21 protein-coding genes and 2 pseudogenes are annotated in these 19,297 nt (G+C 72.2%); 12 read left to right on the plus strand and 11 right to left on the minus strand.

Annotation, left to right across the window (positions count from 1 at the left end; genetic code table 11):
* Positions 1-12 precede the first annotated feature (12 nt).
* Positions 13-1,230: a homogentisate 1,2-dioxygenase gene (locus KRR39_RS14015; protein WP_216937756.1), complete on the minus strand. Its 1,218-nt coding sequence runs from the start codon at positions 1,228-1,230 to the stop codon at positions 13-15.
* 63 nt (positions 1,231-1,293) lie between these two features.
* Here KRR39_RS14015 and KRR39_RS14020 point away from each other — a divergent pair, with 63 nt between their 5' ends.
* From KRR39_RS14020 to KRR39_RS14055, 8 genes are all read left to right on the plus strand, one after another.
* Positions 1,294-2,199 (plus strand): hypothetical protein, encoded by a 906-nt coding sequence (locus KRR39_RS14020; protein WP_216937759.1) that lies wholly within the window; start codon positions 1,294-1,296, stop codon positions 2,197-2,199.
* Positions 2,196-3,413 carry a fumarylacetoacetase gene (gene fahA, locus KRR39_RS14025; protein ID WP_216937761.1) on the plus strand — a complete coding sequence of 406 codons (1,218 nt, stop codon included), beginning with the start codon at positions 2,196-2,198 and terminating at the stop codon, positions 3,411-3,413. The genes KRR39_RS14020 and fahA overlap by 4 nt, the downstream gene beginning before the upstream one ends.
* Positions 3,414-3,492: 79 nt before the next feature.
* The gene (locus tag KRR39_RS14030) at positions 3,493-3,672 is read left to right on the plus strand and encodes a hypothetical protein (RefSeq protein ID WP_216937764.1); all 180 of its coding nucleotides are present in this window, start codon (positions 3,493-3,495) and stop codon (positions 3,670-3,672) included.
* A 237-nt stretch (positions 3,673-3,909) separates the two neighbouring features.
* Positions 3,910-4,398, plus strand: coding sequence for a MarR family winged helix-turn-helix transcriptional regulator (locus KRR39_RS14035; protein WP_216937767.1), 489 nt, complete (start codon positions 3,910-3,912; stop codon positions 4,396-4,398).
* Positions 4,395-5,666 (plus strand): MFS transporter, encoded by a 1,272-nt coding sequence (locus tag KRR39_RS14040; protein ID WP_254185139.1) that lies wholly within the window; start codon positions 4,395-4,397, stop codon positions 5,664-5,666. Before KRR39_RS14035 ends, KRR39_RS14040 begins: the two co-directional genes overlap by 4 nt.
* Before the next feature lie 45 nt (positions 5,667-5,711).
* Positions 5,712-6,512, plus strand: a complete 801-nt coding sequence (locus KRR39_RS14045) for a basic amino acid ABC transporter substrate-binding protein (protein ID WP_216937768.1) — start codon at positions 5,712-5,714, stop codon at positions 6,510-6,512.
* A gap of 43 nt (positions 6,513-6,555) precedes the next feature.
* Positions 6,556-7,344, plus strand: coding sequence for an amino acid ABC transporter permease (locus tag KRR39_RS14050; RefSeq protein ID WP_216937771.1), 789 nt, complete (start codon positions 6,556-6,558; stop codon positions 7,342-7,344).
* Positions 7,344-8,099 (plus strand): amino acid ABC transporter ATP-binding protein, encoded by a 756-nt coding sequence (locus KRR39_RS14055; RefSeq protein ID WP_216937774.1) that lies wholly within the window; start codon positions 7,344-7,346, stop codon positions 8,097-8,099. The genes KRR39_RS14050 and KRR39_RS14055 overlap by 1 nt, the downstream gene beginning before the upstream one ends.
* A gap of 7 nt (positions 8,100-8,106) precedes the next feature.
* Here KRR39_RS14055 and KRR39_RS14060 read toward each other — a convergent pair whose 3' ends face one another.
* Both KRR39_RS14060 and hppD read right to left on the minus strand, forming a co-directional pair.
* Complete coding sequence (locus tag KRR39_RS14060) at positions 8,107-8,913, minus strand: RDD family protein (RefSeq protein ID WP_216937776.1); 807 nt, start codon at positions 8,911-8,913, stop codon at positions 8,107-8,109.
* 46 nt (positions 8,914-8,959) lie between these two features.
* On the minus strand, positions 8,960-10,171 hold the full coding sequence (gene hppD, locus KRR39_RS14065; RefSeq protein ID WP_216937777.1) for a 4-hydroxyphenylpyruvate dioxygenase: 1,212 nt from the start codon (positions 10,169-10,171) through the stop codon (positions 8,960-8,962).
* Between the two features lie 81 nt (positions 10,172-10,252).
* Here hppD and KRR39_RS25650 point away from each other — a divergent pair, with 81 nt between their 5' ends.
* From KRR39_RS25650 to KRR39_RS26160, 3 genes and pseudogenes are all read left to right on the plus strand, one after another.
* Positions 10,253-10,729 carry an Lrp/AsnC family transcriptional regulator gene (locus tag KRR39_RS25650; RefSeq protein WP_216937778.1) on the plus strand — a complete coding sequence of 159 codons (477 nt, stop codon included), beginning with the start codon at positions 10,253-10,255 and terminating at the stop codon, positions 10,727-10,729.
* Positions 10,730-10,790: 61 nt separating this feature from the next.
* Positions 10,791-11,243 (plus strand): annotated as a pseudogene (locus KRR39_RS26155) (FGGY family carbohydrate kinase); the annotation flags it as partial.
* 94 nt (positions 11,244-11,337) lie between these two features.
* Positions 11,338-12,141, plus strand: coding sequence for an FGGY-family carbohydrate kinase (locus KRR39_RS26160; RefSeq protein ID WP_254185140.1), 804 nt, complete (start codon positions 11,338-11,340; stop codon positions 12,139-12,141).
* A gap of 6 nt (positions 12,142-12,147) precedes the next feature.
* On the opposite strand, the gene KRR39_RS14080 is transcribed toward KRR39_RS26160, so the two are convergent.
* The 7 genes and pseudogenes from KRR39_RS14080 to KRR39_RS14105 all read right to left on the minus strand — a co-directional run bounded on the left by KRR39_RS14080 (position 12,148) and on the right by KRR39_RS14105 (position 17,421).
* Entirely contained in the window at positions 12,148-12,786 is a 639-nt protein-coding gene (locus KRR39_RS14080; protein WP_216937779.1) for an IclR family transcriptional regulator, read from the minus strand.
* A 23-nt stretch (positions 12,787-12,809) separates the two neighbouring features.
* Positions 12,810-14,609 carry a DEAD/DEAH box helicase gene (locus KRR39_RS14085; protein WP_216937780.1) on the minus strand — a complete coding sequence of 600 codons (1,800 nt, stop codon included), beginning with the start codon at positions 14,607-14,609 and terminating at the stop codon, positions 12,810-12,812.
* Positions 14,610-14,657: 48 nt separating this feature from the next.
* Positions 14,658-14,909 carry a DUF3039 domain-containing protein gene (locus KRR39_RS14090; protein WP_216937781.1) on the minus strand — a complete coding sequence of 84 codons (252 nt, stop codon included), beginning with the start codon at positions 14,907-14,909 and terminating at the stop codon, positions 14,658-14,660.
* A 17-nt stretch (positions 14,910-14,926) separates the two neighbouring features.
* Positions 14,927-15,106 carry a YqgE/AlgH family protein gene (locus KRR39_RS26640; protein WP_496113266.1) on the minus strand — a complete coding sequence of 60 codons (180 nt, stop codon included), beginning with the start codon at positions 15,104-15,106 and terminating at the stop codon, positions 14,927-14,929.
* A 53-nt stretch (positions 15,107-15,159) separates the two neighbouring features.
* A pseudogene (locus tag KRR39_RS26645) lies at positions 15,160-15,513 on the minus strand (YqgE/AlgH family protein); the annotation flags it as partial.
* Complete coding sequence (locus tag KRR39_RS14100; RefSeq protein WP_254185141.1) at positions 15,506-16,933, minus strand: NAD-dependent malic enzyme; 1,428 nt, start codon at positions 16,931-16,933, stop codon at positions 15,506-15,508. The gene KRR39_RS14100 and the pseudogene KRR39_RS26645, both read right to left, overlap by 8 nt.
* Before the next feature lie 23 nt (positions 16,934-16,956).
* On the minus strand, positions 16,957-17,421 hold the full coding sequence (locus tag KRR39_RS14105) for a hypothetical protein (RefSeq protein ID WP_216937784.1): 465 nt from the start codon (positions 17,419-17,421) through the stop codon (positions 16,957-16,959).
* 106 nt (positions 17,422-17,527) lie between these two features.
* Between KRR39_RS14105 and KRR39_RS14110 the strand changes: the two genes are divergently transcribed.
* Positions 17,528-18,241 carry a TetR/AcrR family transcriptional regulator gene (locus KRR39_RS14110; protein ID WP_216937786.1) on the plus strand — a complete coding sequence of 238 codons (714 nt, stop codon included), beginning with the start codon at positions 17,528-17,530 and terminating at the stop codon, positions 18,239-18,241.
* 38 nt (positions 18,242-18,279) lie between these two features.
* Here KRR39_RS14110 and KRR39_RS14115 read toward each other — a convergent pair whose 3' ends face one another.
* Entirely contained in the window at positions 18,280-19,260 is a 981-nt protein-coding gene (locus KRR39_RS14115) for a DUF3048 domain-containing protein (protein ID WP_216937795.1), read from the minus strand.
* Between the last annotated feature and the right edge of the window lie 37 nt (positions 19,261-19,297).

Below are 19,297 nucleotides of genomic sequence, written 5' to 3' on the forward strand. Positions count from 1 at the left end.
GGGTCGCCGGGGTCAGGAGTTGCTGAACAGGGGCGGGTCGGTGGGGCCGCGGCCGGCCCAGGTCCACGCGTAGGCCGGGTCCTCGGCGGCCAGGCCGGCCTCGCCGAGCTCGAGCGGCCGGAACGTGTCGACCATGACGGCGAGCTCGTCGAAGTACTCCGCGCCGATCGAGGCCTCGACCGCGGACGGCTGCGGCCCGTGCGCGTAGCCGCCGGGGTGCACCGAGACCGAGCCGAGGTTGATGCCGGAGCCCTTGCGGGCCTCGTAGTCGCCGCCGACGTAGAACATCACCTCGTCGGAGTCCACGTTGGAGTGGTAGTAGGGCACCGGGACGGACTCGGGGTGGTAGTCCACCTTGCGCGGCACGAAGTTGCAGACCACGAAGTTCCCGCCCTCGAAGACCTGGTGCACGGGCGGCGGCTGGTGCACCTTGCCGGTGATCGGCATGAAGTCCTCGACGTTGAACGTGTAGGGGTACAGGCAGCCGTCCCAGCCGACCACGTCGAACGGGTGCGTGGCGTAGGTCATCCGGCTGCCGACCAGCGCGGACGGTCCGCCCCCGCGGTGCTTGACCAGCACCTCGACGTCGGCGCCCTCGACCAGGAACGGCTCGGTCGGCCCGTGCAGGTCGCGCTCGCAGTACGGCGCGTGCTCGAGCAGCTGGCCGTACTTCGACAGGTAGCGCCGCGGCGGCGCGACGTGGCTGTTCGCCTCGATCGCGTAGAGCCGGGACGGCTCCGCCGGGACCCACCGGTGCGTCGTGGCCCGGGGTACGACGACGTAGTCACCGGCGCGGTAGGACAGCACGCCGAAGACCGTCTCGACCGCGCCGGTGCCCGCCTCGACGTACACGCACTCGTCGCCGACCGCGTTGCGGTAGTAGGGAGAGGTGGTGTCCGCGACGACGTAGGAGATCCGGACGTCGCCGTTGCCGAGCACCAGCCGGCGGCCCTGCACCGCGTCGAGGCCGGTCGCCCCGGATCCGAACAGGCCGTGCAGCTTGAGGTGCCGGGGCTTCAGCGGGTGGTTCGCGGTGGTGGAGAGGTCGGCGAGCTCCCAGACCTGGCTGTCCACGATCGCCGAGGGCACCCCCTGGTGGTAGAGCAGCGAGGAGTCGGAGGAGAAGCCCTCCTCCCCCATCAGCTCCTCGAACCGTAGCGCGCCGTCGGCGCCCCGGAAGGCGGTGTGCCGCTTCTGCGGGACGGTGCCGACCTGGCGGTAGTACGTCATTGCAACCTCCGACTATCGGACACACCTGTCCGTTCACAGCAACGATCCGTTAGGGTCGGAGCCGTGTCAACCATTCCAGCAGCCTTCGCCGGCCTGGTCGACGACGCGGCCGTCTTCCCGCCCGGCAACGCCCCCCTCGACGAGGCCGTCCGCGCCCATCGCGAGCACCGCGCGGCGCCTTACGCCGACCTGGTCGGCCCCCTGGTCGTCGGGGACGCCCACCTGCCCGACCTCGCCCGGATAGTCCGTGACGAACGTGCTGTCCCGGGGGCCTCCGAGGGACAAGTTCGTCACGGACTATCGGTGATCGTGGTGGTCTCCGGCGGGGCGGGCGCGCTCCAGCCCGCCGTGCACCGGGCGCGTGAGCTCGAGCTGCGCGGCGTCGAGATCGCGCTGCGCGACTCGGCGACCGGCGAGCTGACCCACAACGCCCGCCGGATCACCACCGCGGTGGACCAGCTGGTGGCCACCGGGGACCTCGACGACGAGACCCCGGTGTCGGTCGAGATGCCCCGGCTGTACGACGCCGGGCCGACCCCCGACTGGCTGTCGGCGCTCGACGAGATCGCCGCGAGCGACCACCGGCTCAAGCTGCGCACCGGGGGCCTCGAGGCCGACGCCTTCCCGTCCCCGACCGAGCTCGCCACCAGCGTCGCCGCCGCCCTGGACCGCGAGCTCCCGTTCAAGTGCACGGCCGGGCTGCACCACGCGCTGCGGCACGTCGACGCGACGAGCGGCCTGACCCACCACGGCTTCCTCAACGTGCTGCTCGCGACCCGGGCCAGCCTGGACGGCGCGTCGGTGGCCGACGTGGCCGCCGTACTCGAGGAGACCGACGCCGACGCGCTGCTCGCCGGCACCGACGAAGCCGGCCTGGCCGGCGCCCGCCGGTGGTTCCGGTCCTTCGGGTCCTGCAGCGTGCTCGACCCGCTCCACGACCTCCACGCGCTAGGACTGGTGCAGCCATGACGCAGGTGACCCGACCGACCTGGGTGGAGGGCGCCGCCGGCTCGCTCTTCGACATCGACAACCTGCCGTACGGCGTGTTCACCCACGACGACGAGCCGCCCCGGGTCGGCGTCCGCATCGGCGACCAGGTCGTCGACCTGGCCCCGGTGGCGGCCAGCGAGATGCTCGAGATCGCGCACGTGTTCGAGGAGCCGTCCCTCAACCCGCTGCTCGCGCTGGGCCGCCCGGCCTGGAGCGCGATCCGGACCTGGCTGACGGCACTGCTCACCGACGAGACCGAGCGCGACCTGGTCGGGCCGTCCCTCGTGCCGCTCGCCGAGGTGGCGATGCGGATGCCGTTCGAGGTGGCCGACTACGTCGACTTCTACTGCTCCCTGGACCACGCGAGCAACGTCGGCCGGATCTTCCGCCCGGACGACGAGCCGCTGAAGCCCAACTGGCGGCACCTGCCGGCCGGCTACCACGGTCGGGCCGGGACGGTCGTCGTCTCCGGCACCGGCGTCCGCCGCCCGTCGGGGCAGAGCAAGGCGCCCGGCGCGGCCGGCCCCGGCTACGGGCCCAGCAGCCGGTTGGACATGGAGGCCGAGCTCGGCTTCGTGGTCGGTGCCCCGTCGGAGCTCGGCAGCCGGGTCGGCGTGGACGCGTTCGCCGACCACGTGTTCGGCGTGACGCTGCTCAACGACTGGTCGGCCCGCGACATCCAGGCCTGGGAGTACGTCCCCCTCGGGCCGTTCCTGGGGAAGTCCTTCGCCACCTCGGTGGCCGGCTGGGTCACCCCGCTCGACGCGCTCGCCGCCGCCCACGTGGACCTGCCCGGCCAGGACCCCGAGCCGCTCGACTACCTCCGCGTCGGGCCGGGCGCCGGCTTCGACATCGACCTCGAGGTGGTGCTCAACGGCGAGACGGTGAGCAGGCCGCCGTACGCCTCGATGTACTGGTCCCCCGCGCAGATGCTCGCGCACCTCACGGTCAACGGGGCGTCGCTGCGCACCGGCGACCTGTTCGGCTCGGGCACCATCAGCGGTCCCGCGCCGGAGCAGCGCGGCTCGCTCCTCGAGCTGTCGTGGGGCGGCACGGAGCCGTTCACCGTGGCCGGCCAGGAGCGCACTTTCCTGCAGGACGGCGACACGGTGACCCTGCGTGCCACCGCCCCCGGCACCGGCGGCGGTCGCATCGGCCTCGGTGAGGTCACCGGCACCGTCCTTCCCGGGTGAGCGACCTCACCCGCTTCCGATACGCGGCGCGTGTCACGTTTTGACCTCCTGGAAACCTGTTCCGGGCACCATGGGTGCCATGGCCTCCCACGACCGCTTCGCCCACCTGCGCGCGAACCTCGAGGTGCACCGTGCCGCGACCGTGCAGCGGACCTACACGTGGTGGTGCACCGAGTGCGAGCTGCACCAGGCCGACGACTCCGGGCTCTGCCCGCTGTGCCGCCCGGACGTGCCGGCGAGTGACGAGTCCGCCGCGTAGCCGGCTCGTACCGCCTCCCCCGTACGGCCTGCTCCACCTCCAGGACCACAGCGGCGCCCACCCCGTCGGCACCGCCCGCACCCACGACCCCGACCTCGACCCCTCCGACCTCCTCGTCGAGACCGACCTCGGGCAACAGGCCTAGCGGGACACCCACGACCCGGCCCCCGCCGGCCCGTGACCCACCAGACATCGCATCGGGGTGACATATATAGGCTTCCTATGTATGTTGTTTGGGTGCACCAAGCAATCGCGGAGTCCTCCCTGGAGGAGCTGAGCGCCGAGCTGGTGCTCTACACCGGCCGGCTCGTCCGGGCGATCACCCGCCAGGCCGTCGGTCTGAGCACCCAGGTGCCGACCGCCAGCCTCCGGCTGCTCTCCCAGGTCGACGAGCTGGGCCCGGTCACCATCGGCGCGCTCGCCGCCGCCGACCGCTGCTCCCAGCCGACGATGTCGGCCGGGGTGCAGACGCTCTGCGACCGGGGTTGGGCGCTCAAGGAGCCGAACCCCGCCGACGCCCGCTCGAGCCTGGTCACGCTGACCGAGGCCGGCCGCACGATCCTGACCGGTGCCCGCCGCGAGCGCGCCGCGGTCGTCGCCGCCCGGCTCCGGACGGACCCCCACCACGACGAGCAGGACCTCGCCACGGCCGTCGCCGTGCTCCGGGGCCTGCTCGACCAGCCCGACACCGCACCAGACGATGACGCACCAGAAGGAGACGCGTGAGCACCCGCACCGCACCGGCCGGCCACCAGCAGACAGGCGACCCGGCCCCGTCCATCCTCCAGCAGCCCCGGGCCGTGTGGGCCGTCGCCTTCGCCTGCGTGATCGCGTTCATGGGCATCGGCCTGGTGGACCCGATCCTCAAGCCGATCGCCGACCAGCTCGACGCGACGCCGAGCCAGGTGTCGCTGCTGTTCACCAGCTACATGGCCGTCACCGGCGTCGCGATGCTGGTCACCGGCGTGGTCTCCAGCCGGATCGGCGCCAAGCGCACCCTGCTGTCCGGCCTGGTGCTGATCATCATCTTCTCCGCGCTCGCGGGCTCCTCGAGCTCCATCGGCGCCATCGTCGGCTTCCGGGCGGGCTGGGGCCTGGGCAACGCGCTGTTCATCGCCACCGCCCTGGCCACGATCGTGTCGGCCGCCAGCGGATCGGTCGCCCAGGCGATCATCCTGTTCGAGGCGGCGCTCGGCCTCGGCATCGCGGCCGGCCCGCTCGTCGGCGGCCAGCTCGGCTCGATCTCCTGGCGTGGCCCGTTCTTCGGCGTCGCCGGCCTGATGGTGATCGCACTGGTCGGCACCGCGTTCTTCCTGCCGAAGACCCCGCCCAGCGAGCACAAGACGTCGATCCTGGACCCGTTCCGGGCCCTCCGCTACCCGGGCCTCGCGACCATCGCGGTGACCGCGCTGTTCTACAACATGGGCTTCTTCGCGCTGCTCGCCTACGCGCCGTTCCCGCTGGACATGACCGCCTCGCAGGTCGGCTTCATCTTCTTCGGCTGGGGCCTGCTGCTCGCCGTCGCGTCCGTCTGGCTCGCCCCGTGGCTGCAGAGGCACTTCGGCACCGTGCCGAGCGTGCTCGGCGCCCTGGTGCTCTTCTCCGCCGACCTGGCGGTGATGGCGTTGTTCACCGACTCCAAGACCGTGCTGGTCGTCGGGATCATCGTGGCCGGCGCGTTCCTCGGCATCAACAACACCCTGATCACCGAGGCCGTGATGGGCGCCGCCCCGGTCGAGCGGCCGGTCGCCTCCGCGGCGTACTCCTTCGTCCGGTTCTCCGGCGGTGCCATCGCGCCGTACGCCGCCGGCAAGCTCGGCGAGAACGTCAGCATCCACGCGCCGTTCTGGATGGGCGCCGCCGCCGTGCTCCTCGGCGTGGTCGTCCTGTACGTCGGGCGCAACACGCTGAACGCCCACCAGCACGTGGCCGGAGCCGCCGACGAGGAGGCCGAGGAAGAGGCCGAGCTGCTCGCGGTCGCCGACCTCGACTGACTACCGCCGACCTCGCGGCCGACGCCATTGTCTAGGGTGAAACGCATGAATCATCGCCTCGCACGCGCCCTGGCCACCGCCGCCGCCCTCTCGCTCACCCTCGCGGGGTGCGCCGCCGGAGGGGACAAGACGTCGGTCGCGGGGGGTGCCAAGATCGTCAAGAAGGGCACCCTGACCGTTTGCACGCACCTGCCGTACAAGCCGTTCCAGTACAACGAGGGCGGCAAGGTCGTCGGCTTCGACGTCGACATGATGGACCTGGTCGCGAAGAAGCTGGACCTGAAGCAGTCGATCTTCGACACCCCCTTCGAGGGCATCGAGTCCGGCCAGTCGCTGAACACCGGCAAGTGCGACGTGGCCGCGGCGGGCATGACGATCACCGACGACCGCAAGAAGGTCCTCGACTTCTCCTCGCCCTACTTCGACGCCACCCAGGCGATGCTGGTCGCGAAGGGCTCCCCCCTCAAGGGCCTCGACGACCTCGCCGGCAAGACCGTCGGCGTCCAGCTCGGCACCACCGGCGCCGACTACGTCCGGGCCAACGCGCCGAAGACCGCGACGGTCAAGGAGTACGAGGACCTCGCGCTGCTCACCGCCGCGGTCAAGAGCGGCCAGCTCGACGCCGGCGTCAACGACAACGGCGTGCTCTACGACTACGTCAAGAGCAACCCCGACACCCAGGTCGCCACCGAGTTCGACACCGGCGAGCAGTACGGCTTCGCGGTCGCCAAGGGCCAGAACGACGCGCTGCTCAAGGACATCGACGACGCGATCGCCGAGTCCAAGAAGGACGGCGACTACGACGCGATCTACAAGAAGTACTTCGGCGAAGCGCCCAGCAAGTGACCGGCCGGCCGGCCGGTGGCGTCGTGGCGGTGACGTCGTGGCGATGAGCCCGCGCAAGAAGGCCCGCGTGTCCCGCGGCGTGCAGTACGTCGTGCTCGCGCTCGTCGTGCTGCTCGTCGCGGTGACCGCCGACTGGGCCAAGCTCCAGTCGGTCTTCCTCGACCCGCAGGTGATGGCGACCATGTGGCCGTCGATCATCACGGTGGCCCTGAAGAACACGCTGATCTACACGGTCTGCGCGTTCACGTTCGGGCTGGTGCTGGGCCTGCTGCTCGCGCTGATGCGGCTGTCCCCGGTCGCGCCGTACCGCTGGATCGCCACCGCGGTCATCGAGTTCTTCCGGGGCGTGCCCGCGCTGGTGGTCTTCATCGCCTTCAGCATCGGCATCCCGATCGCGTTCCCGGGCCGGGAGGTGCCCGGCGGCATCGTCGGCACCGTCACGGTCGCCCTCGGCCTCGTCGGCGCGGCCTACATGGCCGAGACGATCCGGGCCGGCATCCAGGCGGTCCCGAAGGGGCAGCTGGAGGCGGCCCGCTCGTTGGGCATGTCCCACAGCCGGGCGATGATCTCGATCGTCATCCCGCAGGCGTTCCGGATCGTGCTCCCGCCGCTGACCAACGAGCTGATCCTGCTCACCAAGGACTCCTCGCTGGTCTACATCCTGGGCCTGGCGCTGACCGAGTACGAGCTGACCAAGTTCGGCCGCGACGTGCTCAACCAGGAGAAGAACCTCACGCCCCTGGTCGGCATCGCGCTCTGCTACCTGCTGATCACCATCCCGCTGTCCATCGTCGTACGTCGCATGGAAGCCCGTGCGGAGAGGGCCCGCTGATGACCGAGCCACAGGTCGACCCGGTCGCCGCGGCGATCGACGTGCAGGACCTGCACAAGTCGTTCGGCGCCAACGAGGTGCTCAAGGGCATCGACTTCCACGTCGACAACGGCCAGGTGGTCTGCGTCATCGGGCCCTCCGGCTCCGGAAAGTCGACGCTGCTGCGCTGCGTGAACCTGCTGGAGACCCCGACCTCGGGGAGGATCTTCGTCGAGGGCATCGAGATCACCGACCCCGACGTCGACGTCGACAAGGTCCGCTCCCGCATCGGGATCGTGTTCCAGTCCTTCAACCTGTTCCCGCACCTGTCGGTGCTGCGCAACCTCACGATCGCCCAGCAGCGGGTCAAGGGCCGCAGCAAGGACGAGGCCGTCGCGGTGGCCCGCAGGAACCTGGAGAAGGTCGGCCTGTCGGAGAAGGTGGACGCCTACCCGGCGCACCTGTCCGGCGGCCAGCAGCAGCGGGTCGCGATCGCCCGGGCGCTGTCGATGGACCCCGACATGATGCTGTTCGACGAGCCCACCAGCGCGCTCGACCCCGAGCTCGTCGGGGACGTGCTCGCGGTGATGAAGGACCTCGCCTCCGAGGGGATGACGATGATGGTGGTGACGCACGAGATGGGCTTCGCCCGCGAGGTCGGCGACCACCTGGTGTTCATGGACGGCGGCGTCATCGTCGAGGAGGGCCGCCCCGCCGACGTGCTGTCCGACCCGCAGCACGAGCGCACCACGTCGTTCCTGTCGAAGGTGCTCTGAGGCCCGCTCAGCGGCGCACGACGCTGGTGCGCGCCGGCTTGTCGTGGAGCGCCTGCCGCCTCCCGTCCCACAGCGGCCAGAGCCCGTCGAGCAGGGCGTAGCAGAAGCCGAGGAGCGGCCCGACGAGCGGCACCAGCGACACGAACGAGCTGCCGTTCTGCCCGACCCACCGGACCAGGACGGTGCCCCAGGGCAGCGGGCCCGGCGCCTCGCGGAGCCGCACCTCGATCCCCACCAGCAGCTTGCCCGGGGTCGCCGAGAACGCCTTGAGGAACCCGACGCCGTAGACGAACCCGACCGCCAGCGCGACCAGCCCGAACAGCGCGATCGGCCCGGCCACCGCGTCGGTGAACGCGCGGGCGTCCGGGGGCGGGGTCCCGGTCCGGGCCGCCTCGAGCGTGAGAGTCATGAACGTGGAGTAGGCCTCCCCCACGCGTCGCACGAAGGGCCAGCCCAGGAGCACGGTGAGCGCGAGGAGCAGCACCCCGTCCAGCAGGTACGCCGCCAGCCGGCGGCCCCACCCGGCCAGCAGCTGACCGTCCGGGGTGACGTAGCGGGAGACGTCCGGCGCCTCCACCTGCAGCTGCCCGACGCCGCCGTGCTGCTGGTGGTGCAGGGCGACCTGCTCGGCGTACGCCTCGGCCCTGCGCATCTGCTCGGCGTGCAGGCGGGCCTGCGACTCCTCCCGCTCCGCGCGCTTCGCCGGACGGGTGCGGGCGGTCCACGCCCGGCCGTCCCACCACCGCATCGTCGTCGGGTAGGCGGGATTGGCGGGAGCGGGGTCGGTGTACCAGCCCTCCGGCATCTCGGTCATGGGGCGGGATCCTAGAGATCTCCGCCGGTCGTGTCCGGGGAACGGCTCAGAGGTTGCCGCGCTTGTCCTGCTCGCGCTCGATCGCCTCGAAGAGCGCCTTGAAGTTGCCCTTGCCGAAGCCGAGCGAGCCGTGCCGCTCGATCAGCTCGAAGAACACCGTCGGCCGGTCGCCGAGCGGCTTGGTGAAGATCTGCAGCAGGTAGCCGTCCTCGTCGCGGTCGACCAGGATCTTGCGCGACTGCAGCTCCTCGATCGGCACCCGCACGTTGCCGATCCGCTCGCGCAGCGCCGGGTCCTCGTAGTAGGAGTCCGGGGTGTCGAGGAACTCCACGCCGTTGGCGCGCAGGGCGTCGACGGTCGCGAGGATGTCGTTGCAGGCCAGCGCGAGGTGCTGGGCGCCCGGGCCGCGGTAGAACTCGAGGTACTCGTCGATCTGCGACTTGCGCGCGGCGATCGCCGGCTCGTTGAGGGGGAACTTCACCCGGTGGTTGCCGTTGGCGACGACCTTGCTCATCAGCGCCGAGTAGTCGGTGGCGATGTCGTCGCCGATGAACTCCGCCATGTTCACGAAGCCCATCACCTCGTTGTAGAACGAGACCCACTGCTCCATCCTGCCGAGCTCGACGTTGCCGACGATGTGGTCGAGGGCCTGGAACAGCCGCTTCGGCTCGCCCTCGCGCTTGACCCACCGGCTCTCGGCTGCGACGTAGCCCGGGAGGTAGGGCCCGTCGTACCGGCTGCGGTCGACCAGCGTGTGCCGGGTCTCGCCGTACGTCGCGATGGCGGCGATCCGGATCGTGCCGTGCTCGTCGGTGATGTCCTCGGGCTCGCGGACCACGCTCGCGCCGGCCTTCCGGGCCTGGGCGACGCAGCGGTCCACGTCGGGGACCTCCAGCGCGATGTCCACGACACCGTCGCCGTGCACGCGGTGGTGCTCGACGAGCGGGCTGTCCGGGTCGACGGCGCCGTTGATCACGAACCGGATCGAGCCGGAGCGCAGCACGAAGGACTTGTGGTCGCGGTTGCCGTTCTCCGGGCCGGAGTAGGCCTCGAGGTGCATGCCCCACGCGGACTGGTAGTAGTGCGCGGTCTGGGTCGCGTTGCCGACGACGAACACGATCGAGTCCCAGCCGGTGACCGGGAAGACGTCGCGCTCCTCGTCGTACTCCACCAGCCCGACCAGCTGCTGGAGCTGCTCCAGGGTCAGGTCGGCCTTGAGCTCGTCGGGGGTCAGCGCGTGCGTCAGGGAGTCGGTCATGCCCGCAGCCTGCCCGCGGCGAACGGTTTGTGCAACAGTGCAACGAAACACTGTGCAACCTGCCCACTCGGAGGAGTGATCGTGGACGATCTGGACGCCACCCTGCTGCATCTGCTGGCGGACGAGCCACGCATCGGGGTGCTCGAGGCGTCCCGGCGGCTCGGCGTCGCCCGGGGCACCGTGCAGGCCCGGCTCGACAAGCTCGCCGCCGCCGGGGTGATCGAGGGCTGGGGTCCCGAGCTGGACCCGGAGGCGCTGGGCTACCCGGTCACCGCCTTCCTGACCCTGGAGATCCGGCAGGGGGCCGGCCACGTGTCGGTGGCCCGGCACCTGGCCCGGATCCCCGAGGTGCTCGAGGCGGTCACGATCACCGGCGCCGGGGACATGTGGGCGCGGGTGGTGGCCCGCTCCAACACCGACCTCCAGCGGGTGATCGACGCGGTGCTCTCCGACGCCGGCATCGTCCGCTCGTCGACGGTGATCGCGCTGGCCACCCAGATCCCCTACCGAGTCCTGCCGTTGATGGACGCCAGTGTCGCGGGTCCCGGGGACGGGTAGTCTCGCCCGCGTGAGACTCGTGGCAGGCGTGGACTGCTCCACCCAGAACACCAAGGTCGTGGTGTGCGACGCCGACACCGGCGAGGTCGTGCGCGAGGGCAGAGCCCCGCACCCCGACGTCACCGAGGTCGACGCCCGCGTGTGGTGGCAGGCCTGGGAGGAGGCCTCGGCCGGCCTCCTGGACGGCGTCGAGGCGGTCTCCGTCGGCGGTCAGCAGCACGGCATGGTGCTGGTCGACGAGGCCGGCACCCCGGTGCGCGAGGCGCTGCTGTGGAACGACAACCGGTCGGCCCCGCAGGCGGCGACGCTGATCGAGGAGCTCGGCGGCCCGCAGGTCTGGGCCGACACCACCGGTGTCGTGCCGGTCGCCAGCTTCACCGTCACCAAGCTCCGCTGGGTGGCCGACCACGAGCCCGACGTCGCCGCCCGCGCGCAGGGCGTGCTGCTCCCCCACGACTGGATCACCCACCAGCTGCGCGGCGGTGCGGGCGAGCCGACCACCGACCGCGGCGACGCGTCCGGCACCGGCTACTGGTCCGCCGCCGAGGGGACCTACCGTCCCGACCTGCTCCGCACCGCCTTCGGCCGCGAGCTCGCGGTCCCCCCGGGTGGCCGGACCGCGCGAGGCGGTCGGCGAGACGCCCACCGGCCTCGTGCTGGCGCCCGGCACCGGCGACAACATGGGCGCCGCGCTCGGCCTCGAGCTCGAGCCCGGCGACGTGGTCGTCTCGCTCGGCACCAGCGGCACCGTGTTCGCGGTCGCCGAGCGGCCCGCCGCCGACCCGAGCGGCATCGTCGCCGGGTTCGCCGACGCGACCGGCCGGTTCCTGCCGCTGGTGTGCACCCTGAACGCCGCCCGGGTGATCGGGGCGGCGCTGACGATGGCCGGCGCCGAGCTGGCCGACCTCGACCGGCTCGCGCTCTCGGTCGACGACACCGCCGGCCTGGTGCTGCTGCCCTTCCTCGACGGCGAGCGCACCCCGGCGCTGCCGGACGCCACCGGGATGCTGCACGGACTGACCCGCGCCAACGCGACGCCGGCCCACCTGGTCCGCGCGTCGGTGGAGGGCATGCTCTGCGGGCTGGCCGACGCCGTCGCGCCCCTGGAGGCCTCCGGCGTCACCCCCCGGCGCATCGTGCTGATCGGCGGGGCGGCCCGCTCGGCCGCCGTGCAACGGATCGCCGCCGGGCTGTTCGCGCTCCCGGTCGCCGTACCGGTGCCCGCGGAGTACGTCGCCCTCGGTGCCGCCCGCCAGGCCGCGTGGACGCTCTCGCAGGACGAGACGGCGCCGCGCTGGAAGCGGGAGGAGACCGTCGTGCAGCCCGACCCGGCCTCCGCGGGCTACTACCGCCGGGTGCGGGAGTCCTACTCCGCCGTGCTCGCCGGCGCGCAGCCCCTGCTCACCCGCTGAGCCGGGTCAGGACAGCCGGGCGGAGACCTGCGCCGCGGCCGCGACCACCAGGGGTCCGACCACCGGGCCGTCGAGCTCGCCCAGTGACACGATGCCGACCGACGCCTCGAGCCCCTCGACGCCGAGCACCGGGGCTGCGACGCCGCGCGCGCCGGGCTGGATCTCCCCCACCGTCTCCACGTACGTCGCTGCGCCACCCTCCCCGCGGCCGAGCAGGATCGCCCGACCGGCGGCCCCCTGGTCCAGGGCGTGACGCGCGCCGACCCGGTAGGCCACGTGGTAGTCGGTCCAGCTGGGCTCGACGACCGCGATCGCCAGCGCCTCGCCCCCGTCCGCGACCGTGAGGTGCGCGGTGCAGCCGACCTCCTCGGCCAGCGACCGGAGCACCGGGCCGGCCAGCTCGCGCAGCACCGGCTGCAGCCCCCGGGCCAGCGCCAGGACGCCGAGCCCGACGTGCAGCCGCCCGCTCGCGTCGCGCCGGGCCAGGCCGTGCTGCTCGAGGGTGGCGACCAGCCGGTAGACCACGGTGCGGTTCACGCCGATCTCGGCGGCCAGCGCGGTGATGCTCATGCCACCGGGCGTGGCCGCCAGCGTCCGCAGGGCGCGCAGTCCGCGGTCCAGGGTCTGGGAGGTCTCCGCCGCCATGCGCCCGAACCTATCGGACGCGGTCAGCTGCTCTTGCGCTTGGCGGCCCAGTCCCGGATCCGGTCGATCCGGCCCTGCAGCTGGGCGGCGGTCGCCACGGCGGCGGCCGGCCCGCCGCAGTCCTTGCGCAGCGCCGCGTGCGTGACCCCGTGCGGCTGGCCGGTGCGGTGGTTCCACGCCGCGACCAGGCCGTTCAGCTCGCGCCGCAGGGTGGCGAGCTGCTCGTGGGTCGAGACGTCGCGGACCACGTCCTCGGGCGTGGAGCGGGTCCGGCGCTGCAGCTTGGCGCGCTCGCTCTGCCGGGAGTGCAGCAGGTCGCGGACCTGGTCGGCCTCGAGCAGGCCCGGGATGCCGAGGAAGTCCATCTCCTCGTCGGAGCCGACGTGCACCTCGCCCTCGTGCCCGAACTCGCCGCCGTCGTAGAGCACCCGGTCGAACCGTGCCTCGGAGCCCATCGCCTCGAACGTGCCGAGCTCGTCGTCGCTGGCGCCCTCGGCGGCGTTGGCCTGGGCGAGCAGCTCGTCCTCGGCGGCGAAGATGTCGCCCTCGTCGTTGACCTTGCGCTTGAGCACGTGGTCGCGCTGGACCTCCATCTCGGAGGCGAAGCCGAGCAGGTTCGGGACCGAGGGCAGGAACACCGACGCGGTCTCGCCGCGCCGCCGGGCCCGCACGAACCGGCCGACGGCCTGGGCGAAGAACAGCGGGGTGGACGTCCGGGTGGCGTAGACCCCCACGGCCAGCCGGGGTACGTCGACGCCCTCGGACACCATCCGCACCGCAACCATCCACCGGTCGTCGCCCTCGGCGTAGGCGGCGATCCGCTTCGAGGCGGCCTTCTCGTCCGACAGCACGACGGTCGGCCGTTCGCCGGTGATCGTCTTGAGCAGCGCGGCGTAGGCCCGGGCGGAGTCCTGGTCGGAGGCGATCACCATCGCCCCGGCGTCGGGCACGTGGCGCCGTACCTCGGTGAGCCGCTTGTCCGCGGCGGCGAGCACCGAGGGCATCCACGCCCCGGTCGGGTCGAGCGCGGTGCGCAGCGCCTGCGAGGTGAGGTCCTTGGTGAGCGGTTCGCCGAGCCGCGCCGAGATCTCGTCGCCGGCGCGGGTGCGCCACTGCATCTCGCCGCTGTAGGCCATGAACAGCACCGGGCGGACCACGTGGTCGGCGAGCGCCTGGGCGTAGCCGTAGGTGTAGTCCGCGACACTGCGCCCGACGCCGTCGGGGTCCGGGGTGTAGGACACGAACGGGATCGGGTTGATGTCGGAGCGGAACGGCGTGCCGGTCAGCGCGAGGCGGCGCTGGGCCGGCTCGAAGGCCTCGCGCACCGCGTCGCCCCACGACATCGCGTCGCCGGCGTGGTGCACCTCGTCGAGGATCACCAGCGTCTTGAACCGCTCCGTGCGGATCCGGTGCGCGAGCGGGTTGACCGCGACGCCCGCGTAGGTCACCGCGACCCCGACGTAGTCCTGGCTGGTCCGGCCCTTCTTGCCGGAGTACGTCGGGTCGATCGGGATGCCGGCGCGCGCGGCGGCCTCGGCCCACTGGGTCTTGAGGTGCTCGGTCGGGGCCACGACGGTCACCCGGTCGACGACCCGGCGCGAGAGCAGCTCGGCGGCCACGGTGAGCGCGAAGGTGGTCTTGCCGGCGCCCGGGGTGGCGACCGCCAGGAAGTCCTTGGGGTTCGCGGTGAAGTACGACTCGAGCGCGGCGGTCTGCCAGGCCCGCAGCTTGGTGGCCGTGCCCCAGGCGGCGCGGTCGGGGTAGGCCGGGGGGAGCTCCTTGGGCGGAGCGGGAACGAGGCCGGGGAGTTCGGAGTCAGTCACGTCTCTCGCGGAGGGGGTGCGTGGGTCAGCAGGGCGGAGGCGGAGCGGTTACTCCTCGTCGTCCTTCCGGAGGTTCTCCCACGCGTCCTTGCACTCCGGGCAGACCGGGTACTTCTCCGGGTCCCGGCTCGGCACCCACGTCTTGCCGCACAGCGCGACGACGGGCGTGCCCATCACCATCGCCTCGGTGAGCTTGTCCTTCTCGACGTAGTGCGAGAAGCGCTCGTGGTCACCGTCGTCGGTCGGCAGGGTCCGACGATCCTCGATCGTCTCGGCTCCGGGGCTCATCTGGGTGCTCACGGTGACCGAGTCTAACGTCAGTTCAAGGTCGGGTCGGCGGGTTGGGTGGACACCCAGGCCAGCTCGCCCGGCTGCCGGCGCAGCACCCGCATCCACAGACCGGCCGGGTCGGTGCCGAACAGGTCCTCGGCCAGGGACGGCACGACGTACCAGGACCCCTCGGCGATCTCCTCCCGGAGCTGCTCGTCCCCCCCCACCCGGCGTACCCGGCGAACACCCGCATCCCGGTCAGGGCCGGCGCGACGATCTCGGTGGGCGTGTCGAGGTCCACGATCCCCACGTCGTCGTACAGCCGGCGGAAGCCCACCGGCTCGACGTTCGGGTCGACGCCGTAGGTCATCGAGGCGCCGACCGCGAGCGCCGAGTCGGTGCTGACCGGGCCGCCCTGGAACAGCACGTCGGGGGTGCGCACCACGTCGTCCCAGCCGGGCAGCACGTCGCTGACCAGCACCGTCGAGGGCCGGTTCAGGACCACCCCGAGCGCGCCGTTGTCGTCGAGGTCGAGGACCAGGACGACCGTGTGCTCGAAGTTGGGGTCCAGCAGGGCCGGGGTGGCGACCAGCAGGTCGCCGACGCGCAGGCGCGCAGCCCTGTGGTCAGGCATGCGCCGAGGCGGCGCTCTTGTGCGCCTCCGCGGCCGTGCGTACGGCGGTCGCGACCGCCGTGTGCACGTCGGCGTGGAACACGCTCGGGATGATGTAGTTCGCGTTCAGCTCGTCGGCCGTCACGGCCCCGGCGATCGCCTCCGCCGCGGCGACCAGCAGGGTGTCGTCGATCTGGTTCGCCGAGGCGTCCAGCAGCCCGCGGAACACGCCCGGGAAGGCCAGCACGTTGTTGATCTGGTTCGGGTAGTCGGAGCGGCCGGTGGCCACCACCGCTGCGTGCCGGCGGGCCACCCCCGGGTCGATCTCGGGCACCGGGTTGGCGAGCGCGAAGACGATCGACCCCTCGGCCATCCGGGCCACGTCGTCGCCGTCGATGACGTTCGGCGCGGACACCCCGATGAACACGTCGGCGTCCACGATGGCGTCGTGCATCGTGCCGGTGAGGCCCTTCTTGTTGGTCGCCTCCGCCAGGGCGAACAGCGACTCGTGCAGACCGGGACGCTCGCGGTAGACCACGCCCTCCACGTCGGCGACCACCACGTCCTGGGCGCCGGCCTCGAGGAGCAGGCGCAGGATCGCCGTGCCGGCGGCACCCGCCCCCGACATCACGATGCGCACCGCGGACAGCTGCTTGCCGACCACCCGCAGGGCGTTGGTCAGCGCGGCCAGCACCACGATCGCGGTGCCGTGCTGGTCGTCGTGGAACACCGGGATGTCGAGGATCTCGCGCAGCCGCGCCTCGATCTCGAAACAGCGCGGCGCGGAGATGTCCTCGAGGTTGATGCCGGCGAAGCCCGGGGACACCGCGCGGACGATCTCCACGATCAGGTCGGGGTCCTGGGTGTCCAGGCACAGCGGCCAGGCGTCGATGCCGGCGAACCGCTTGAACAGGGCGGCCTTGCCCTCCATGACCGGCAGCGCCGCGGCGGGCCCGATGTTGCCCAGGCCGAGCACCGCGGAGCCGTCGGTGACGACCGCGACCGAGTTGCGCTTGACGGTCAGCCGGCGGGCGTCCTCGGGGTTGGCGACGATCGCCTCGCAGACGCGCGCCACCCCGGGCGTGTAGACCATCGAGAGGTCGTCCCGGTTGCGGATGGGGTGCTTGGAGGCCATCTCGATGGTGCCGCCGAGGTGCATCAGGAAGGTCCGGTCGGAGACCTTGTGCACCGCGACGCCCTCGATCGAGCGCAGCGCGTCGACGATCCGGTCCGCGTGGGCGGTGTCGGACGCGGCGCAGGTGACGTCGATGCGGAGCTTGTCGTGGCCCGAGGCGGTGACGTCGAGGGCGGTGACGATCCCCCCGGCCTCCTCGACGCAGCTGGTCAGCATGCTGATCGCCGAGCCGCCGGCAGGCAGCTCGAGGCGGACGGTGATCGAGTAGGAGATGCTCGGTTGACCGGAGCGCGATTCGGTAGCCACGCACGACATCGTGCCACGTCCGGTCAGGCTGCCTGGTGCACCGTCGTCCGTGCCCGCTCCTCGAGCCGCTCCCCGACGCGTACGGCGGCCACGTCGGCGCCGTACGCCAGGCCGGCCAGCACCGCGAGCATCGCGGCCTCCTTGCGGTGCGCCCGCTCGAGCGTCTCGCCGACCTCGGGGCTCGCCGGTGCGGCCCGCTGCTCGTCGAGGACCCGGCGGACTCCCGCGAGCCCGGTGGCGGCGTCGCGCCAGCCGGAGACCACCGCGGACTCCAGGTCGTCGGGCTGGTCCTGGAGGGCGCGCTCGATGCTGCCGGCCAGGCGGGTGTGCCAGCGCAGCTGGAGGGCGGCGACCAGGTGGTGGGCGTCGCCGAAGGCCTCGGTGACGCCGGGCAGCTCCGTCGGGAGCACCCCGTCGCGGCGGGCCTCGGCCTCGGCCACGACGTCGCGGAGAACGTCTCCGCGGTGGTGGAAAGCATCCCAGGTCATGGACTGCTCCTTTCTCACATACCGTTGGTACGTACTCAGAGTACGTTTACATACTCTCGGTATGCAAGCGGGCGTCGGACCGGGCAGGCCCCCCTATGCTCGGGGGATGACCGCGAAGGCCGCGCTGCGCAAGGTGTCCGGCACCTCCCGCCGCCAGGAGTACTCCGCCTCCACCCGCCGCGCCCTGGTGGAGGTGGCCACCGACCTGTTCACCGACCGCGGCTACGCCGGGACCAGCCTCGACGAGATCGTCGCGGGCGCGCGGGTCACCAAGGGTGCGCTCTACCACCACTTCAGCGGCAAGCAGGCGCTGTTCGAGTCCGTGTTCGAGAAGGTCGAGGAGCGGGCCGCCAAGGACATCCAGCACGCCGTCCGCGGGCACCGCGACCCGTGGGAGAAGGCGCTGGGCGGGCTGCGGGCGTTCCTCGAGGTGCTCCAGGAGCCCCGCTACCGGCGCATCGTGATCGCCGACGGCCCCGCGGTCCTGGGCTACGAGAAGTACCGCGAGCAGGAGGAGCGCACGACCTTCGGGATCGTCCAGGAGATCGTCTCCGCGGTCCTCGCGACCTACGAGCTCGAGGCGAGCATGGTCGAGACGTTCAGCCGGGTGTTCTTCGGCGCGATGTCGGCGGCCGGTGCGGCGGTGTCGACCGCCGAGGACCCGCGCCGGGCGAGCGAGGAGGTGGAGGCCGCGATCGCCTACATCCTGGCCGGCCTGCGGGCGATGGCCGAGTCCGGCGCCCCGATCCCCCGGCCCGCCGACCTCGCCCCCGTCGCGCCGCGGCACGACGACGGGGACGAGCCGGGCGAGGTGTCCTGAGGCCGGCTACCCGGCTACCCGGCTACCCGGCTGCCCGGCTACTTGGTGATGGTGACGTTGCCGCCGCTCTGCGGCACGAGCTCCACCCAGGTGTGCCCGGCCGGGACCGGCAGCTTGCCGGCCCTGGTGCTCAACGAGACCGTCGAGTCCAGCGACTTCTTCCAGGTGCCGCGCACGACCCGGCCGCCGTGGAAGAGCATCGCGCTCCCGCTGCCGGTGAACTTCGTCTCCGGCACCGGGTTGCCCGCCGGGTCCTTGTAGCCCGCGTCGCCCACCCGCACCCGCAGCACCAGGACGTTGTCGGGCCGGAACTGGTCGCCGGAGGCGGCGAAGCTGTTCTGGTTGGTGTACTTCCCGCCGGCGAACGTCCAGTTCGTGGTGTGGCCGCCGGAGAACGTCGCGGCCAGGCCCTTGGCGGGCTGCCCCTTGGGCAGGTCCTTCGCCGAGCCGAACGGCAGGTAGCTGTCGACCCGGTCCTTGGCCTTCACCTGGTGGCTGAGCTTCTTGAGGTCCATGAACAGGTTGTACGGCGCCGAGCGGCTCGTGTCGCGGCTGTAGCCGGTCGCGCCCTCGGTGAACGACGTGATCCCGGCGTCCTTGATGCGACGCACCGTCGGGGGCGCCCCGCCGCTGGCGACCAGGACCGCCTTGGCGGGCTTCACGATGCCGATGTCGGTGGCGCGCATCGAGCGGACCGGGCCCACCCGGTTCGGGACGTGCTTGTAGAAGAACACCGCCAGGCGCGTGCTGCCGCCCTCGACGAGCTCCTCGGTGATCAGGTCCGCCCGGCCCAGGCCCTGCTGCGGGCTGCTGCTCGCGGTGTTGTCGATCTTCACGATCATCACCGGGTGGCGCGGGGTCTTCCCCTTCGCCGGCTCGCCGGTCAGCGGCCACTCGCCGGCCACGGTCAGGCCCTGCGCGGTCTCCTGCGCGTCGGGCGTGCCGTTGCCGTTCGCGTCCGCGGTGGAGTCCTTGTTGCAGCCGGACAGCGCCAGCGCGGCGGTCAGCCCGAGGGCCACCAGGACGGGTCCGCGACGCCGGCGGGCGCGCGAATCA

This window comes from Nocardioides panacis (genome assembly GCF_019039255.1).
Taxonomy (GTDB): Bacteria; Actinomycetota; Actinomycetes; order Propionibacteriales; family Nocardioidaceae; genus Nocardioides_B; species Nocardioides_B panacis.

Bases quoted from the DNA above. Each gene is read 5' to 3' on its own strand.
- KRR39_RS14080 (WP_216937779.1), bottom strand. From the start codon at position 12,786: ATGGCGGCGGAGACCTCCCAGACCCTGGACCGCGGACTGCGCGCCCTG.
- KRR39_RS14110 (WP_216937786.1), top strand. From the start codon at position 17,528: ATGACCGCGAAGGCCGCGCTGCGCAAGGTGTCCGGCACCTCCCGCCGC.
- KRR39_RS14055 (WP_216937774.1), top strand. From the start codon at position 7,344: ATGACCGAGCCACAGGTCGACCCGGTCGCCGCGGCGATCGACGTGCAG.
- KRR39_RS14050 (WP_216937771.1), top strand. From the start codon at position 6,556: ATGAGCCCGCGCAAGAAGGCCCGCGTGTCCCGCGGCGTGCAGTACGTC.
- KRR39_RS14015 (WP_216937756.1), bottom strand. From the start codon at position 1,230: ATGACGTACTACCGCCAGGTCGGCACCGTCCCGCAGAAGCGGCACACC.
- fahA (WP_216937761.1), top strand. From the start codon at position 2,196: ATGACGCAGGTGACCCGACCGACCTGGGTGGAGGGCGCCGCCGGCTCG.
- KRR39_RS14045 (WP_216937768.1), top strand. From the start codon at position 5,712: ATGAATCATCGCCTCGCACGCGCCCTGGCCACCGCCGCCGCCCTCTCG.
- hppD (WP_216937777.1), bottom strand. From the start codon at position 10,171: ATGACCGACTCCCTGACGCACGCGCTGACCCCCGACGAGCTCAAGGCC.
- KRR39_RS14030 (WP_216937764.1), top strand. From the start codon at position 3,493: ATGGCCTCCCACGACCGCTTCGCCCACCTGCGCGCGAACCTCGAGGTG.
- KRR39_RS14105 (WP_216937784.1), bottom strand. From the start codon at position 17,421: ATGACCTGGGATGCTTTCCACCACCGCGGAGACGTTCTCCGCGACGTC.
- KRR39_RS14060 (WP_216937776.1), bottom strand. From the start codon at position 8,913: ATGACCGAGATGCCGGAGGGCTGGTACACCGACCCCGCTCCCGCCAAT.